We start from the raw sequence: 16,657 nt of genomic DNA, 5'->3' as shown, positions 1-16,657 counted from the left end.
GAAGAACTTAAGGAATGAAGTAAATAAGCAGGACAAAAAAAGCAGTGAGTAGAAGATATACTCCCCAGATTTTAAAGCCGTTTTTAGCTAAAAAAGCGATCACCAGTAAAGCGGCCCATAAAATAAAGCCAGCAAATTGCAAGGTGATGAGTGATCCGGCATCTTTAAAAATTTGGATAAAGAACATAAAAAAACTCTGAGTGAGGATATAACCACCAATAAAGCCTGCCGTAATTTTCAATAGACGTTGCCAGGGAGAGGAGAAATATTTCTTATTTGCCGGCATAATAGGAGAGATATATTTCAGTAATTAATATCAGTACAACAAAAATGATCCAAAACTTTAAAGATAGAACTTCTAAAGGCATAAGGAGTATACTTAGACTTGCTACTAAGCTCAGGATCATCAAAAAAGAAAGGAAACCCACCAAGAATCCTAAATACAATATACAGATGCAAAGACCAATGGACATTAACATAACCCCTAAATAATTGGCCTTTCTAGGGTGATTTTTCAAGTATTTTTGAACCGAATAGTTCACGCTGAATTTTGCTTTCTTCGAACTGTGATAACAGGAAAGAAAACCTAAAAACGTTAATAAAAGAGCTAGTGAAATCATCTGAAATCTTCAATAGTAATTATCCTGAAAAACAGGTGCCTTATGCTTTTTACGAAAGTAAACGTTTCGGCCCGAACACCGAAACGTCTGATATTTCTTCAATTGAATTATTTATTCTACACTCACAGGATCGAGCTTGCTGATAGCTGTTATGTTACCGCCCAGAACTTCCAGCCCCTGGGTAGCAGTTGCTTTTTCAACATCAATATTATAAACATAACTGCTTTGGGTTGTGGTAATTCCAACATGGACAATTCCATCAGCGTCTACATAATTATTGCTTGTCACATTTTGTATGCTTGAAGCTTCAGGAGTTCCTTCTACCCACTCAAAAGTTTTATCATAAACATTAATAATGGCCAAATTAGTTCCTACACTATATGGAGCTTTTTCTTCTCTCATCATCACCACATAATCTCCGTTTCCAGCATAGATGTGGTTGGTAACATAGTAACCTCCAGAGGCTTCTTCAAGATCAAAAAAGTAAGATTCATCAAATTCGGTTTCTCCACTGTTTATTCTTGTAACCGCTGATGGTTTTGTAGAGGTCATGGTGCCATTTGAAGAGGCAATAGAGGATGAAAAGGCGTAGGTATCACCGGCTTCATCTACACTAAGTCCATTTGTAAAGTAGCGTCCGATAAAGCTGGTCCGGTCATCATTTATAACTTTTTCCAGCTCCATTTCGGGGTAAGAATAAACCGCAATCCAGGCTTGATCCGGGTAATCGGTGCCGAAAGTATTGTTACAACAAGCTTTAATGCTAAAAAAGGGAGCAAAAACTTTATCACCTACCTGGGTCATCCAGCTAAAAAATGCCTGTTCCCCTTCAGGTGCAAGTGCCGCCGTGTTAATTTCGCCCTCTCCTACAAACTGGCTGGTTTCGGTATCTAAGCGGTACCAACTTGCCACAGGTGATTCACTGCTTCTGGAAACTCGTGTCATTAGCACCTCATCCCCCACGTTGGTAAAAGTATGTACTGTTTCGGACTGAAAATCAGATAACTTATCCAATGCTCCGTTTTCATTTAACTGGTAGGTGGTTACCGCACCGGGATTCCCTTGGCCGTATAACAGACTAAAAAACTTGTTATTATTGGTAATATAATAACGGTATGTACCGTCTTGTTCTACTCCGTTTCCTTCTGTGCTGATAGCGCCTTCCGAAACACTTTCAGTGGTAAGCAAATAGTCTGCAACACCCTCTGATGCTATTGGATTAGCCGCGATAATGTACTTATCCGTGGCAGTCTCTTCTCCTCCTCCTGGTTTATCGGTGGCGTCTTCACTACAGCTTATTAAAGCCAAGGTTAAAATTGCGAGGTAATAAAAATTAAACTTTTTCATATTGATTAATTTGGAATTAGGATTTGATTAAAATGAATATCTTATTTTTCCGGTAAAGTTTCTGCCGGGTTTTTGTAAACTAAAATTGTCATATAAATTGGCATCGGCCAGGTTTCGTGCCTCCAGGGTAAACTGAAAATTGTTGTATTTACCAAAACTGTAGGTCATACTCAAGTCGTGTGCAATTTGTTCCGGCACCTCTAATTTTGTGCTTCCCAAGCTGGGCCAATACAGATAAAAGGAATGCACATACAATAGGTTATAACCAAAACTGATGTTATTCTTAGAATTAAAGGGACTTTCGAGTGTATAACTAGCATCAGCATTTCCATACAAATAGGGAATGTTAGGAATTCTATCCCTGTAGAGAATGCTTTCCTGGGTTTGTCCCCCTTCATAGCGAGTATTATTCCTGAGGTTCTGGAAAGTTAAGTTTGCTCCGGCAGACCATTTATCTTTATAAGAATAACGAGCTTCGGTTTCTATTCCCAGGTTGGTCACATCCGCCAGGTTATCCATTACCTGGAAAACCTGGTTTTGGTTAAGCCGGGGCCTTATAAAGTCTTTGGCATCGCGATAAAATCCATTGGTACTTAAATTCACCTGGTGATATTTCTGGATTCTGAATAAATATCCCACACCGAAATTATAATTATAACTGGTTTCCGGCCTTAAACTACTGTTCCCTTCCAACAAAACGCCACCATCACCAAATAATTCATTGGGTTCAGGTAGGCGAAAACTTTTTTCAAAAGAAGTTTTCAGTTGCAAATTATCGGTAAGAAAATAGGTTGCCGCTCCACCATAACCAAAATTATTAAATGTATTCTGTCTGGGACGGTATGCAACGGTCCCGTACTCTGAACCTTCAGGCCTGTATGCTTCTTCAAAAACATTAACCTGGTTGTAATTCTTTAAAAAGGTAGTTATACTCCAGTTCTCTTGCTCAAAAGTATAGCCAATGCCGGCAATATTTTTGGTGGTTTTTTGAGGTTGGCTATAGATTTGTGACTCTTCCGATAACAGGTTTTCCCTTTCCCTGTTAAAGGTGGTATAGACATTACTAAGCGCTATTTTGTGCGAATCATTAATTTCATAGGTAACATTAGCATTTGCAATACCGTTGTTATTCTGGAATTTTAAATGAGTGTAATTTAATTCCCCTCCTGGACTATCATATTCAATGAATTCCCCAAACCAATTATAACGTCGGTTAACAGTGTCTACAACTTCTTCTTCCCCAAAATTATAATTTGCGTTTAGAGTGACATCCAATCCTCCAATAAAGACATCTTCTTTTTTATATTTAAAACTGGGCATTAAAATATTTCCTCGCCGGTGCCTATCTCCATAAACGCTTACTTGCCTGGCGCCGGTCTGAATTTCATTATAATTTTGACCTACAGCAAAACCAATTAATAACTTATCGGCATAGGGTGTATTTACGACCCCAATATTTCCAATTATAGTTTCATTGTGATATTCATCATTAAAGCGTTGAACTTCCTGGTTCGGAAAATATTCTCCCGTTTCCAAATCAGCTACATCGACCTGAATATTATAATCATTATCCGAATAATTTTGAAATGCATTTAATCTGGCAGTAAAACCGGTTTCCGAAGTATATATAGCATTGATATTACTACGATGGGTATTAAAGGAGCCGTAGGAATAAGAAACATCTAAATGATTTCCGAAATCACTGTTGGTAACAATATTAATAGCCCCACCTAGGGCATCGGCCCCTAATCCAACCGGTACCACGCCTTTATATACTTCAATACGTTCTGCAAGATTGATTGGGATATTATTGAGCTGAAACGAAGATCCAAAATTTTCCATCGGAATACCGTCAATAAAAATTTTGACCTGGTTCCCACGAAAACCGTTCATTGAAAGTTGCATATCTGAGCCAACCCCCCCACTTTCTCTTACCCGTATCCCAGAAACACGATCCAGGGCGTGCCCAATATCCAGGGAAGTATGGTGAAGTTTTTTCGCATCTACCACCTCTACATTATATGCCAGGGCCTCAATTTGCTGAATCCTGCTTTTTGCCGAAAGGTTAACCTGCTCCAGTTCGGTAGCTGATTCTTCAAAACGTATCTCAAAAAAGCTATTTCCTTGCTTAATTGTTCTGGTTTCTGGATTATAGCCGATAAATGAAGCTTTAAGATGAAACTGCTTGCTATTGGAAGGAATTACAAGGGAGAAATCACCCTCTAGATCTGTAGTGGTCCCTTTTGAAATTTCAGGAATCCAGATGGTGACCCCCAGCAGGGGGTCGCCCTTGGTGTCGGTTATTCTTCCTTCAATTTGCCTCTGCTCCTGGGCGGTTAAAACCCCGCTTATAAACAGGCATAGCCATAAAATCCCACGCAAATTTGTATATTGCATTGCTTTTTAATTGTAAGAGGTTAAAGAGTAATCACGGAGTCATACAGTTACCGCTGTATGGCTCTTTTTTGTTTAAAATCAATGCGAAAATATTATTAAGACTGGTTCTAAACTATGGCAAATGTAATTATTTTTTTGAATTGAAAAAGCCCATTCTCATTTTTATTTAAAATAAGTCTAAATTAATTTTAAAATCAAAACATATGTTTTATGTTTGTACTATTAATAATCATTCTAAATAGAAACCATGAAAAAAATTACACTTATTTTAATAGCCTTATTGATCCAGGGCACGGCCTCAGCTCATTATTTATGGATAGAAACCAACCCAGTTGCCAATCTCAATGAAGAACACTTAATTAAAGTTAGGTATGGTGAATATACCTATGGTGCTATTGAAAAACCGGGAAGTGAAGCATTTAATGGTGTTAAAAACTTCAAGCTTTGGTTGGTATCTCCCAGCGGAATGAAAATGAAACTTAAAACTACTCCGGGAAAAGAATTTTACCAGGCTAGTTTTGTTCCATTGGAAAAGGGAAGTTATACCATCGCTTTAAATAATGAAGAAATAGAAGTATTGGATTATACCGAATATGATTTTGGTGTTTTCAAACCTCAGTACCATGCTAAAGCCAGAGTTACTGTAGGTGATACCCCGGAAGCCATTACCCAAACAAATGCCAATGGAATTGAAATTATAAACTTAAGCCGCACGATCGCAGGTAAAAACAACGAAGTAAAGCTTAAGGTTATTTTTAAGGGACAACCCATAGCGGACCAGGAGGTAGTAATTTACATAAGTGATTTATGGTCTAAAAAAGTGATTACTGACAAAGATGGCGAAGTTAATTTTAGTTTACCCTGGGGCGATACACTTTATACAGTAGAAACCACTTACAATGAAAACGTACCTGGAAAATATAAACAAAAAGATTACGAATTTATTTGGCATTGCGCAACCTATGCCATTGCCATATAATTTTACCTTGTGTTAATTTAGTTTTTTTGAGTCCTTAGAAACCCTGCTTATGGCGGGGTTTCTTTTTAGCGTGAAATCCAGTATTTTTTTGTAGAATCCATTTACGATAAAATTTAGTCGTAACTTAAAAGTTATAATCACAAAACTCAAAATTATGTCCATTATCAAAGTAATAGAAATTTTAGCTAATTCTACCGAAAGCTGGGAAGATGCCACAAAGAAAGCAGTAAAGCATGCTTCTAAAACCGTAAAAAATATAAAGTCCGTTTATGTTAAAGAACAAAGTGCTCTTGTGAATGGAGAAAACATTACCGAATTTCGGGTAAATGTGAAAATCTCTTTTGAAGTCAGTTAACCTTAATGTGTAAAATTAACCACGCTCGCTGAGATATCAGGGAGCGTTTTTCATTTTAAAAAAACGTATATGCCCAAACCAAAATACACCAATAGCTTGATTAATGAGACGAGTCCTTACCTTTTGCAACACGCTCATAACCCTGTAAATTGGGAAGCCTGGAATTCAAAAACTTTGGCAAGAGCGGCAAAGGAAGAAAAACTTTTAATCATAAGCGTGGGATATTCTGCTTGCCATTGGTGCCACGTAATGGAACACGAGAGTTTTGAAGATGAAACAGTGGCCATCATTATGAATACCCATTTCATAAACATCAAAGTCGACCGAGAAGAGCGCCCGGATGTTGACCAAGTTTATATGAATGCGGTTCAGGTAATGACCGGTGCCGGCGGATGGCCTATGAATATTGTGGCCCTTCCAGATGGTCGTCCGGTGTGGGGAGGTACCTATTTCAAAAAAGAACAATGGAAGGATGCCCTAAAACAACTCTCGGGACTTTATAAAACAAAACCTGATGAAATGAAGGAATACGCTTCCAGGCTTGAGGAAGGACTTCAACAGCTACAAATAATAGACTTACCAAAAGACGAATTCCAGTTTACCCCTGGGTTTTTAGAAGATGTAATTCAGAAGTGGAAAAAAAATTTTGATAGGCAAAATGGAGGCTCCGTTGGAGCACCTAAATTTATGCTTCCGGTAAACCTAGAATTTTTAATGCGATATGCAGTACAGAAAAAAGACAAAGAGTTGTTGGAGTATTGTTTTCTAAGTCTTAACAAAATCTCCTATGGAGGAGTTTTCGATCAAATTGATGGAGGATTTTCTCGCTATTCAGTAGATGAACGCTGGCACGTACCACATTTTGAAAAGATGTTATATGATAATGCCCAGTTGGTAAGTCTTTACAGCAAGGCTTATTCCCTAACAAAGAATAACTGGTATAAAGAAGTTGTTTTTAAAACCCTTGATTTTGTAAAAAAAGAACTCACCGATACTTCTGGCGCCTTTTATTCGGCCTTAGATGCTGACAGTGAAGATGAAACCGGAAATAAAAGCGAAGGCGCTTATTATGTTTGGGACAAAGACAATTTGCAAAATTTACTAAAAGAAGATTTCCCGATTTTCAAAGCCTATTACAATATAAATTCCTTTGGGAAATGGGAAAAAGATAAGTACGTACTTATTCGCACTAAAAGTGATAAAACCATTGCAGAAGAATTTAACCTTGAGCATTCTGAATTACTATCAAAGAAAAAAGTTTGGATCGAAATCTTAACAAAAGTGCGTGATAAAAGAACTAAACCAGCCTTGGATGATAAAAGTCTAACTTCCTGGAATGCCTTAATGTTAAATGGATATATCGATGCCTATAAAGCCTTTGGTGAAAAGGAATTTCTTGATACCGCTCTTAGAAATGCAGAATTTCTAATTGAAAAACAATTCGGAAGCAATTTTCGGCTTTGGCATAATTACAACAATGGAGAAAGTTCTATAAATGCCTATTTGGATGATTACGTTTTGTGTACTGAAGCTTTTGTCAATTTATATGAAACTACTTTCGAAGAGAGATGGTTGGAAATCGCAGAAAAATTAATCAGGGTGTGTTTCGAGGATTTTCAGGATGAAAACACCGGACTATTTTATTTCACCTCTTCTAAAGACAAAGCACTAATCACTAGAAATTATGAGCTCAATGATAATGTGATACCAGCTTCCAATTCGGTTATGGCTAAAAACCTTTTTAAACTTTCAGGCATTACCGGCAAAACGGAATACCAGGATCTAGCGGCAAAAATGTTAAAAACCATCCAGCCCCAAATAAAAACCTATCCACATTCTCATGCAAACTGGCTTGAGTTAATGCTCAATTTTACAGAAAGGTTTTACGAAGTAGCAATTATCGGAGAAAATTCACTAGAATTTAAAAACATATTGCAGCAAGAATACTTGCCAAATATAGTCATAGCCGGAAGCCAACAAGCTTCTGAAATTGCTATTTTAAAAAACAGGTTTAAGAAAAATGAAGATCTCATCTATATCTGTTCTGATGGAAAATGTGAACTTCCATTTGATTCTGTAGAAGATTCTATTAAAAAACTAAAACAATTTTAACAAAAATTAAACAACAAACCTTCTTATAAATAAAAAAAATATAGTCAATTTGTTTTACCAAAATATTTGAAGTTATGGAAAAATTAAACGATTGGGGCGCCATCGCACAGGAATACGCAAAAAAATTCATCGATTATCTGCCTACCTTACTAGGGGCTTTGGCACTTCTAGTAATAGGGCTGTGGGTGATAGGTTTAATAGTGAAATATGTAGAAAAGATATTCCAAAAGAAGGACTACGATAAAACCCTGGAAATTTTCACCCTCAATTCGATTAAATGGGGGCTACGTATCATACTTTTTGTCCTGGTAATAACCCAACTGGGTGTAGAAAGTGCTTCTTTAGTAGCAGCCATTGGTGCTGCCGGTTTAGCCATAGGTCTTGCAATGCAGGGCTCACTATCAAATCTTGCAGGAGGTGTTCTGCTGATTATCTTAAAGCCTTTTAAAGTAGGAGACTGGATAGAAGCACAGGATGTATCGGGAAGCGTAGTTGAGATTTCTCTTTTCTACACCAAAATTGATACTTTCGGGAATCAACGTGCAGTAATACCTAACGGTCAATTGAGTAACGACAATATTATTAATTATAGCTACAACGGAACCCGAAGAGAAACATTGAGCTTTGGAATTTCTTATGATGATGATTTAAAAAAGGCAAAACAAGTACTTAGAGATCTTGTAGAGGAACAGGAAGATGTTCTTAAAGATCCCGCACCACAAATTATTGTTGCTGAACTTGGTGCTGATTCGGTGAACTTCTCAGTTCGATATTTTGCAGAAAACAGTAAATTCTGGGATTTACACTGGTATATGATTGAAGAAGGAAAAATAAGACTGGAAGAAGCCGGGATGACTATTCCTTATCCTCAAAGAGATGTTTATCTTTATGACCAGACAAAGATGAATGGTACAATTGAGAAGAATTCTAAAAATAATGATTTAAATACAGCCAATTAACCGGCAATAAAATCCTTAAGGTAATATGGTTCAAAATAAGCGACATCTTCGGTGTCGCTTATTTTATATTTAGCTTCAGCCAAACCGCACATTTCCGTGGCCGATGGTAATTTTCCTCCTATAAATTCAGCATTGGGGTGATTACAAATGCCCTTAAATTTTTCCACACCGTCTCCGATAAAAACCACCTTATCCTTATCAAGAAATTCAGCAAAAGATTTTTCATCCAAAACCTCTGCTTTTGTTGCTCTAACTTGCTGTAAATCTGAATTAAAAACAGTTGAATAAACCTCCATGCGACGGGCATCTAACATAGGAATTACAAATCCTTTTTTTGGTTTTACCTGCAAAGCCAAGCAAGTCAAAGTGGGAACTGAGATCAGGGGAAGGTCTAGTGAAAAACACAGCCCTTTGGCAGTAGAGACCCCAATTCGCAATCCGGTATACGAACCCGGTCCTTTACTCACTGCAATTGCATCAAGATCAGCAATACTCAGATTATTCTCTTTTAAAATTTCCTCTATAAACACGTGCAACTTTTCGGCATGCGAGTAATTTTTGCTACCATCCTCTTTCCGTGCAAACAAGGCTCCATCTTTTGAAAGTACAACAGAGCAATTCGTAGTAGCGGTTTCTAAGCAGAGTATTAATGCCAATGTTTCCTTTTTTATTCTTTTGAATCCCCTATAACTTCAACCTGGTCTCCATCCTTGAGGCTTTTAGTAACTGTATTATAAGGTCCCGTTATAACGGTTTCTCCCAGGGTTAAACCCTCGGTTATTTCAATATTACTATCGTCTTGAATTCCTGTTGATACCTTTCGAAGTTGTGCCTGCTCTCCTTCTTTTAAAAATACAGCTTCATATTTTTCCTGGTCTATGGAAGCATTTATAGCTGTTGTATCATTTTTAATGACAATGGCACTAATTGGAACTCCAATGATATTTTCTTTTTTATTTGTAATTATATCCACAGTAGCTGTCATTCCAGGTCTAAAAGGAGAATAATTCTCATCCTCTCCTTCGAGAAGATCCTTATAAGATTCTTCTAAAATACGAACTTTAACTTTAAAATTGGTGACCTGATCTGTGGTTAGCGCAGCATCAGCCGAGTTGGAAATTTCGGTAACAATTCCTTTAAATTCTTTCCCTAAATAGGCATCTACCTCAACAATAGTGGAATCTCCAACTTCAACTTTAACAATGTCGTTCTCGTTCACATCAACTTCAACTTCCATATTACTCAGATTGGCTACCCTAAGAATTTCAGTACCTGCCATTTGTTGGGTTCCCACCACCCTTTCGCCAAGTTCGGCATCAAGTTTTGATATCGTTCCGCTCATAGGAGCATAAATCCTGGTCCGACCTAAGTTATCCTGTGCTTCCTCTACGGTAGCTGCTGTACTTTGCATATTGTAAAAAGCCGCTTTTTGACTGGCCTGGGCAACTTCGTATTCTGAAACAATTCTATCCCATTCGGCTTTTGAAATCACACCTTTTTCAAAAAGGCTTTTATTTCGGTTATAATTGGCTTCAGCTTGTTTTAAATTTGCTTCAGCCTGGGCATAATTTGCTCTGGAAGACTGTAAACCGGCCTGTGCCCTATTCACATTGGACTGATAAATATCGGGGTTAACCCTAACCAATAGATCTCCTTCTTCTACTGCCTGCCCTTCCACAACAGGAATTTCTATTATTTCTCCTGAAACCTCTGATGATAATTTCACTTCGATCTCAGGTTGAATTTTACCAGTAGCTGAGACAGTCTCAATAATATCTATAGGTTCTATTTTGGTTATTTCAACTTCTTTAAAATTACCAGATTTACCAAACCAACCCGCTTTTTTTCCAACAATAAGTAATACAATAAGCCCTAAAGCAATTCCTATAATTATAAAAAGAGTCTTTTTCTTCATAGTTTAAAATTTAAGGCCGGTCACAGGTACTCCAAAATAAAGTTCAAGTACTTTTAATTTAAAAATATAATCATATTTAGTACGAAGCACCTCACTTTGTGCATTTTCATACCCAAGTTTTGCCTGGCTAAATTCAAATGCATTGGATATCCCCACATCGAAACGTTGAGTCGCATATTCAAAGGCCTGCTCCTGTGCATTTGCTGCAACAAGTGCGGCTTCATAAGCTTCTAAGGCTCCTTCGGCATCTACATATGCCTGGTAAACATTTGCTTCAAGATCAAGTTCGGCTTGTTCTAATTCGTATTTGGCGCGCCTGGCGTTCACTTCGCTTCTTCTTACCTGAATCCTAGTGGAGAATCCATTAAAGATTGGAATATTAACCTGTAAACCATAAGAAATACCATCATTACGTTGCAATTGGTCAAAAAATGGCAATGGATTTCCAAGGGTTGAAATGGTGTTTGGTGTCACCACAATATCACCGGTTTCTTCCACTATGCCAATTTCCCGAGTGGGATCATTTGGGTCAACTTCAACACCCACAATTCTTCCCTGCCCAGATTCCCTGGTATTGTAATTAAAGAAAGCCCCCAGGCTTGGGTAATAAGCACCTTTGGCAATTTCTATATCCTTTTTTGCAATTTCAAGGTTAGCTTCAGCAATTCTAATTTCAGAGCGTTCTTCTTTAGCTTGCTCTACGATATCCTCTACCGAATTTCCTAAAATTTCTGTTCCAAAAATATCATAATCCCTTTCAACAATATCAAAGCTTTCATAATCTTCTATAAGTAAAAGCTGCGCTAAACTAATAAGGGATATCCTAATATTGTTACGAGCGACAATGATTCGTTGTAGCTCATCGGCATAAGTAGCTTGGATCTGTAGAAGATCACCCTGTGGTAAAGACCCTGCTTCGACAAGTTGTTTTGTCCTTTCTAATTGTTCCTGGGTAACTTCATTTTGCAATCTCAAAATCTCAAGATTCTGCTTATTGAAAAGTACCTGTAAATAAGAATCGGCAACAAACAGGGTGATATCGTCTTTCATCTTATCCAATGCATATTGGCTGGCAAGTTCAGATATTTTCGCGCGCTGTACCTGTTTTATGTTTCTAAGGCCATCAAAAAGCGTGAGACTTGCAGTAACACCAGCAGAAAAGTTTCTTGTGGTTTGGGTTTGTAAAATCCCTGTAGTAATATTTTGGGTCAGACCAGTATTCCATGAGTTGGTGGCCGATCCATTTATATTTGGAAGTAAATTACCATAGGCGTCTTTTACTCCCAGTTCAGCGAGCTCTACATCAAGGGCACTTTGTTTTATCGATATATTATTTTCCAGGGCGTAACTAACACATTCCTGTAGTGTCCATTTATCTTCTTCCTGGGCCTTAGCCAATAAAGCAACAAATAAAAATATGGTGAGTAAGCTGTATTTTTTCATAATAGGAATTGTAGTTGATGAGTCTTTGAAATTCTATACTTGTTACATTTTGAAGCAAAAAACTAATTTCCTGCAAATTCAGGAGTCGGTTCTACTTTGTTCCAAACCTTAATTTTATCGTCTTTGGTAATTCCGTCAATTACTTCTACCTGTATCCCGTCACTAATTCCCAATTCTAAATCCCTTCGCTCAAATTGCTGGTCTCCCGTTGCTACTTCCACAAAAGGTTCTTGAGTTTTTGGATCAAACTGAACCAGTGCTTCTTTTATTGCCAGTACCTGATCTGCTCTATCTAAAATAATTGAAGCATTCGCACTTAAACCTGCGCGAATAAAAGTCGTATCTTCTTTATTTAAGGTTCCTTTTATTTCAAACTGAATGGCTCCGTTTTCGTCTACACCTTTTGGTGCTATATAGTCTAATATGGCATCAAAAGTTTTATTTTCTATAGCCCCAACTGTTACTTCCAGCGGCAAATCCTCTTTAATTTTCCCTACTTCACTTTCGTCAACTTTCCCCTCAAAAATCATATCGTTTACATTGGCAAGCGTCGCCAGGGTCGTTCCCTCATTAAAGTTATTACTTTCTATGACCTGATTCCCAACTTTTACAGGAACATCCAACACCATTCCATCTATGGTAGAACGAATAAGGGTGTTTGCTGCGGTTCCAATTCCACTGGTTGTACCAGTTTGTACAATTTCAAAATTTTGTTGTGCCGAACGGTAGTTCTGCTGCATCCTTTTGTAATTGGCCAGAGCATTATCAAAATCGTTTTGAGAAATTACGCCCTCTTCAAACAACTTTTTTTGTCGTTCAAAAGTTTTTTCCTCATTGTCCAAATTTATTTTAGCGGTAGCCACAGCATCTTTAGCGCTTTGTAAAGAATTCACATTAGGGATTACCCGAATTTTTGCAATAAGATCCCCAGAATTCACTTTCTCCCCGGCCTTTATATATATTTCATCAATAATTCCCGAGATATTCGGCTTTATAAGCACCTCTTCCCTTGGAACAATATTACCAGTAGCCACAGTTTTCTTTACTATAGTTTCTATTGATGCCTGTTCTGTTTCGTAAACCGTAGGATCCTCCTGATTTTTCTGAAATAAGTAGTATAACGCCCCTACAAAAAGAACGGCGATCAATACTAAAATTGAGATGGTAACTGTTTTTTTCATTTTTTGATTGTATTTATCTTCTTTACTTTTTCTTATTATTCGGTTCTAAGTGCATCTACAGGTTTTATTTTTATGGCATTCTGTGCTGGGATTAATCCCGCCAATAAACCTGAGCATACTAAAATAGCAAGGGCGGTAATAACCACTCCCAAATCTACACTTGGGTTTGCAAACATCATTTCTGACGTATCCATTCCGCTAAGAGCATAATTTATTCCTGCAATAATTCCGGTGGCAAAAATAATTCCTACCATCCCGGAAATAATAGTCAAAAAAATAGATTCCATTAGAATTTGCCCTCTTATGGACCAGGGCGTTGCTCCAAGCGCACGTCTAACCCCTATTTCATTGGTTCTTTCTTTGACCACAATTAGCATAATATTACTAATCCCAATTATTCCAGATAGCAATACCAAAATTCCCACAAAGTAGGCCACTGCCTTAAGGGCAATAAATAAACCGTTAATCTTGTTAAATTCTTCATACAGGTCGAAATTTCCAACAGCCCTATCGTCATCCGGATGGATTGAATGCCTGCTTTTTATCAAATCTAAAATTCTTGATTTTAAACTTGTGATGGAATGTTCATCTTCGGCTGTAATTGCCATCCACCCTACAGTATCACCCATATTAAATGCCTGGGAAAATGCGGTAAATGGAACATAAATCTCTTTCTGAGCTTCTTCAGCATTGCCACCGCCCCCACCTTTTTTCTTATAGGTCCCAATCACCATAAAATTAACCCCATTAATTTTAAGATAGGTTCCTAAAACCTCTTCCTCTTGTTCATAAAGTTCACGTCTGACTCCCTCTCCAATAATGGCAACTTTTCGTTTATTTTCAATATCGAGATAATTAATAAACCTACCGGAAGTAATATCCATAGGTTCCTGCTGAATGATCTCTGGATAATCACCGTAAACATTAAAGGCTCCGGTTTGCAGTCCGCGGACCACATTATTATTCCCTCCGAAACCACCTAACTGATTTCTAGGGGAAATAAACCGAAGGCCAGGCACATTTTCCCGCAAAGCTTCTACATCATCTGTTTTGAAATTATAGTTTCTGCCTTTTGGCAATCCTTTATAAGGTTTTGATGGCGTTTGTGTCCACATAAACATTGTATTGGTAGCTATGCCACTAAAACCTTGTTTCACTCCATTTTCGAGACCTTTGCCTGCAGCCAGTAGAATTACGAGAATAAAAATTCCCCACATTACGCCAAAAGCAGTAAGTAAGGTTCTAAACCAGTTCGCACTTAATGCTTCAATAATTTCGCTCCATTTATCCCTGTTAAACATACTATTCGTCTCTTAATGCTACAATAGGTTTTATTCTCGCGGCTCTCCAGGCAGGGAAAAATCCGGCAATTGCCCCGGCAAGCACCAAAATAAAGACGGTGGTAAGTGCTACATTGAAGTTCACTGCAGGATTTGAAATATACTGGGTTTCTATAAGCGGTCCTACAAATTCTAAAAGTAACAAACTTGCAATAAGGCCTATTAATCCAGCGATTGCAGTTACAAAAATTGACTCGTGGAGAACCATTCCTACAATTGATAGCGGTTCTGCTCCCAGGGCTTTTCTTATTCCGATCTCTCGGGTTCTTTCTTTTACGATGATGAGCATAATATTACTCACCCCGACTATTCCCGCGATAATGGTACAGATTCCAACCCCCCAAAAGAAGAATTTTATCATATCCATAAGATCGTAAAAGCGCTTCGCATTCTCCAGCGAATTATTAATACTTATAGCACTATCATCACTAGGGGCTATGGTATGCGATTCTTTAAGTTGGTTCTTCATATCCGCTGAGAAACGATTAGAAGCGGCCAGTGCAGCTTCAAAGTTTTTCTCAGGCTCCAAGGTAAATGCCATATTGGCGATATTATCAGCACCACCAAAAACGCGTTGTGCAGTGGAAAGTGGCATAAAAACGCGGCTTTCCTCTCTTTCCCCGCCTGGATCAGTAAAAACACCAATCACTTTAAAATTTATACCTGAAATCTGAACATATTCCCCAATTGGATCTTTATTATCTTTAAATAGGTCGTTTCTTACCTTATTCCCAATTACCAGTAATTTCTCAAAATTTTCGTAATCTTTATAATTTACAAATCGTCCCTCTATCATTCCACTGTTTTCCAGAAATTGATAATCGGGATAGACGCCTTCTACGCGATAAGAACCAGATTCCTTTCCATAGTTCACAATCCCGTTCCAAATTCGGTAGATAGAAGATTTGTACTGCAAATCATCTTCATACTTTAAGGCGGTGTAATTAAAATCTTCGTCCTTCAACTGAATTCTTCTACCCGGATTTAAGCCTTTGTATTCGACAGAAGTAACCCCCGTGTAGACATAAATTATATTTGCGGCATCTCTTTTAAATTCCTGTGAAATACCGTTACGCATTCCTTCCCCAATTCCCAACAGCACAACCAAAATAAAAATCCCCGAAGCCACCGAAAGCCCGGTAAGAAACGTCCGCAATTTATTTTTACGAATCGTATCAAAGATTTCTTCCCAACGTTCTAAATCAAACATTCTGTTGCGCTCTTATTTGTTCCACTTGGGTGTCCTGGATTATTCTACCATCCTTTAGATTCACAATTCTTTTAGTCATGGCAGCGATATCGGGTTCGTGGGTTACCACAAGTATAGTCCGGCCCTCATCGTTAATTTCCTGAATTAAATTCATCACATCATAAGATGTTTTGGAATCTAAGGCCCCGGTAGGTTCATCCGCTAAAAGCACCTTTGGATCACTTGCCAGAGCCCTGGCAATGGCAACTCGTTGTTTTTGCCCACCCGAAAGTTCGTTCGGCAAATGTCCTGCCCAGTCGGACAGGCCAACTTTTTCCAGATAAGACATCGCTTTATCTATACGTTCTCCCCGTTTCACACCCTGGTAATACAGCGGAAGTGCCACATTATCCAAAGCATTTTTATAAGAGATAAGGTTAAAAGATTGAAAGATGAAACCCAGAAATTTATTACGGTACCTGGCTGCTATTTTTTCGTTGAGATTTTTAATTGGCACGCCATCTAACATATAAGAGCCTTCATCGGCTTCGTCCAACATTCCCAGAATATTTAATAAGGTAGATTTTCCAGAGCCTGAAGATCCCATAATAGAAACTAGTTCTCCTTCGGCTACGCTAAAATTGATCCCCTTTAATACATGCAGCGAATTGCTACCCATTTTATAGGACTTGTGAAGATCTTTAATTTCTATCATCTCAATGAAATTACAGGTTACTAACTTTTAATAAAAAAAGCGTCACCCATAAGACTCTATGAAATAGAAAATGTTACATTTTATTTAAGAAAATATTCCGAACCG

At 37.9% G+C, this 16,657-nt stretch carries 14 protein-coding genes; 4 read left to right on the top strand and 10 right to left on the bottom strand.

Annotated features, from left to right (window positions below; genetic code table 11):
- Positions 1-7: 7 nt before the first annotated feature.
- The 3 genes from DET49_RS01110 to DET49_RS01100 form a co-directional block, all read right to left on the bottom strand.
- Positions 8-286: a hypothetical protein gene (locus tag DET49_RS01110; protein ID WP_133546305.1), complete on the bottom strand. Its 279-nt coding sequence runs from the start codon at positions 284-286 to the stop codon at positions 8-10.
- Positions 287-731: 445 nt separating this feature from the next.
- Positions 732-1,967: a DUF4374 domain-containing protein gene (locus DET49_RS01105; protein WP_133546304.1), complete on the bottom strand. Its 1,236-nt coding sequence runs from the start codon at positions 1,965-1,967 to the stop codon at positions 732-734.
- A gap of 27 nt (positions 1,968-1,994) precedes the next feature.
- Positions 1,995-4,364 carry a TonB-dependent receptor gene (locus tag DET49_RS01100; RefSeq protein WP_133546303.1) on the bottom strand — a complete coding sequence of 790 codons (2,370 nt, stop codon included), beginning with the start codon at positions 4,362-4,364 and terminating at the stop codon, positions 1,995-1,997.
- A 247-nt stretch (positions 4,365-4,611) separates the two neighbouring features.
- On the opposite strand from DET49_RS01100, the gene DET49_RS01095 reads away from it, so the two are divergent.
- The 4 genes from DET49_RS01095 to DET49_RS01080 all read left to right on the top strand — a co-directional run bounded on the left by DET49_RS01095 (position 4,612) and on the right by DET49_RS01080 (position 8,769).
- A complete protein-coding gene (locus DET49_RS01095) occupies positions 4,612-5,343 on the top strand; it encodes a DUF4198 domain-containing protein (protein ID WP_133546302.1) in 732 nt (243 codons plus the stop codon).
- A 154-nt stretch (positions 5,344-5,497) separates the two neighbouring features.
- Positions 5,498-5,698 (top strand): dodecin family protein, encoded by a 201-nt coding sequence (locus DET49_RS01090; protein ID WP_133546301.1) that lies wholly within the window; start codon positions 5,498-5,500, stop codon positions 5,696-5,698.
- Positions 5,699-5,767: 69 nt separating this feature from the next.
- Positions 5,768-7,810 (top strand): thioredoxin domain-containing protein, encoded by a 2,043-nt coding sequence (locus tag DET49_RS01085; protein ID WP_133546300.1) that lies wholly within the window; start codon positions 5,768-5,770, stop codon positions 7,808-7,810.
- Between the two features lie 74 nt (positions 7,811-7,884).
- Complete coding sequence (locus DET49_RS01080; RefSeq protein WP_133546299.1) at positions 7,885-8,769, top strand: mechanosensitive ion channel family protein; 885 nt, start codon at positions 7,885-7,887, stop codon at positions 8,767-8,769.
- Here the strand turns inward: DET49_RS01080 and tsaB are convergent.
- The 7 genes from tsaB to DET49_RS01045 form a co-directional block, all read right to left on the bottom strand.
- Positions 8,766-9,425: a tRNA (adenosine(37)-N6)-threonylcarbamoyltransferase complex dimerization subunit type 1 TsaB gene (gene tsaB / locus DET49_RS01075; RefSeq protein WP_133546298.1), complete on the bottom strand. Its 660-nt coding sequence runs from the start codon at positions 9,423-9,425 to the stop codon at positions 8,766-8,768. The two genes, DET49_RS01080 and tsaB, sit on opposite strands and share 4 nt — an antisense overlap.
- An 11-nt stretch (positions 9,426-9,436) precedes the next feature.
- On the bottom strand, positions 9,437-10,684 hold the full coding sequence (locus DET49_RS01070) for an efflux RND transporter periplasmic adaptor subunit (RefSeq protein WP_133546297.1): 1,248 nt from the start codon (positions 10,682-10,684) through the stop codon (positions 9,437-9,439).
- A 3-nt stretch (positions 10,685-10,687) separates the two neighbouring features.
- Positions 10,688-12,127, bottom strand: a complete 1,440-nt coding sequence (locus DET49_RS01065) for a TolC family protein (protein ID WP_133546296.1) — start codon at positions 12,125-12,127, stop codon at positions 10,688-10,690.
- 62 nt (positions 12,128-12,189) lie between these two features.
- Entirely contained in the window at positions 12,190-13,308 is a 1,119-nt protein-coding gene (locus DET49_RS01060) for an efflux RND transporter periplasmic adaptor subunit (RefSeq protein ID WP_133546295.1), read from the bottom strand.
- Between the two features lie 35 nt (positions 13,309-13,343).
- Positions 13,344-14,609: an ABC transporter permease gene (locus DET49_RS01055; RefSeq protein WP_133546294.1), complete on the bottom strand. Its 1,266-nt coding sequence runs from the start codon at positions 14,607-14,609 to the stop codon at positions 13,344-13,346.
- 1 nt (position 14,610) lies between these two features.
- On the bottom strand, positions 14,611-15,858 hold the full coding sequence (locus DET49_RS01050; RefSeq protein ID WP_133546293.1) for an ABC transporter permease: 1,248 nt from the start codon (positions 15,856-15,858) through the stop codon (positions 14,611-14,613).
- The gene (locus tag DET49_RS01045) at positions 15,851-16,552 is read right to left on the bottom strand and encodes an ABC transporter ATP-binding protein (RefSeq protein ID WP_133546292.1); all 702 of its coding nucleotides are present in this window, start codon (positions 16,550-16,552) and stop codon (positions 15,851-15,853) included. The genes DET49_RS01050 and DET49_RS01045 overlap by 8 nt, the downstream gene beginning before the upstream one ends.
- Positions 16,553-16,657 lie beyond the last annotated feature (105 nt).

The organism is Salegentibacter sp. 24 (genome assembly GCF_004362395.1).
In the GTDB taxonomy this organism is placed as follows: Bacteria; Bacteroidota; Bacteroidia; order Flavobacteriales; family Flavobacteriaceae; genus Salegentibacter.
The sequence above is the reverse complement of the archived record's forward strand: the minus strand, read 5'-3'. Positions and strand labels throughout refer to the sequence as shown.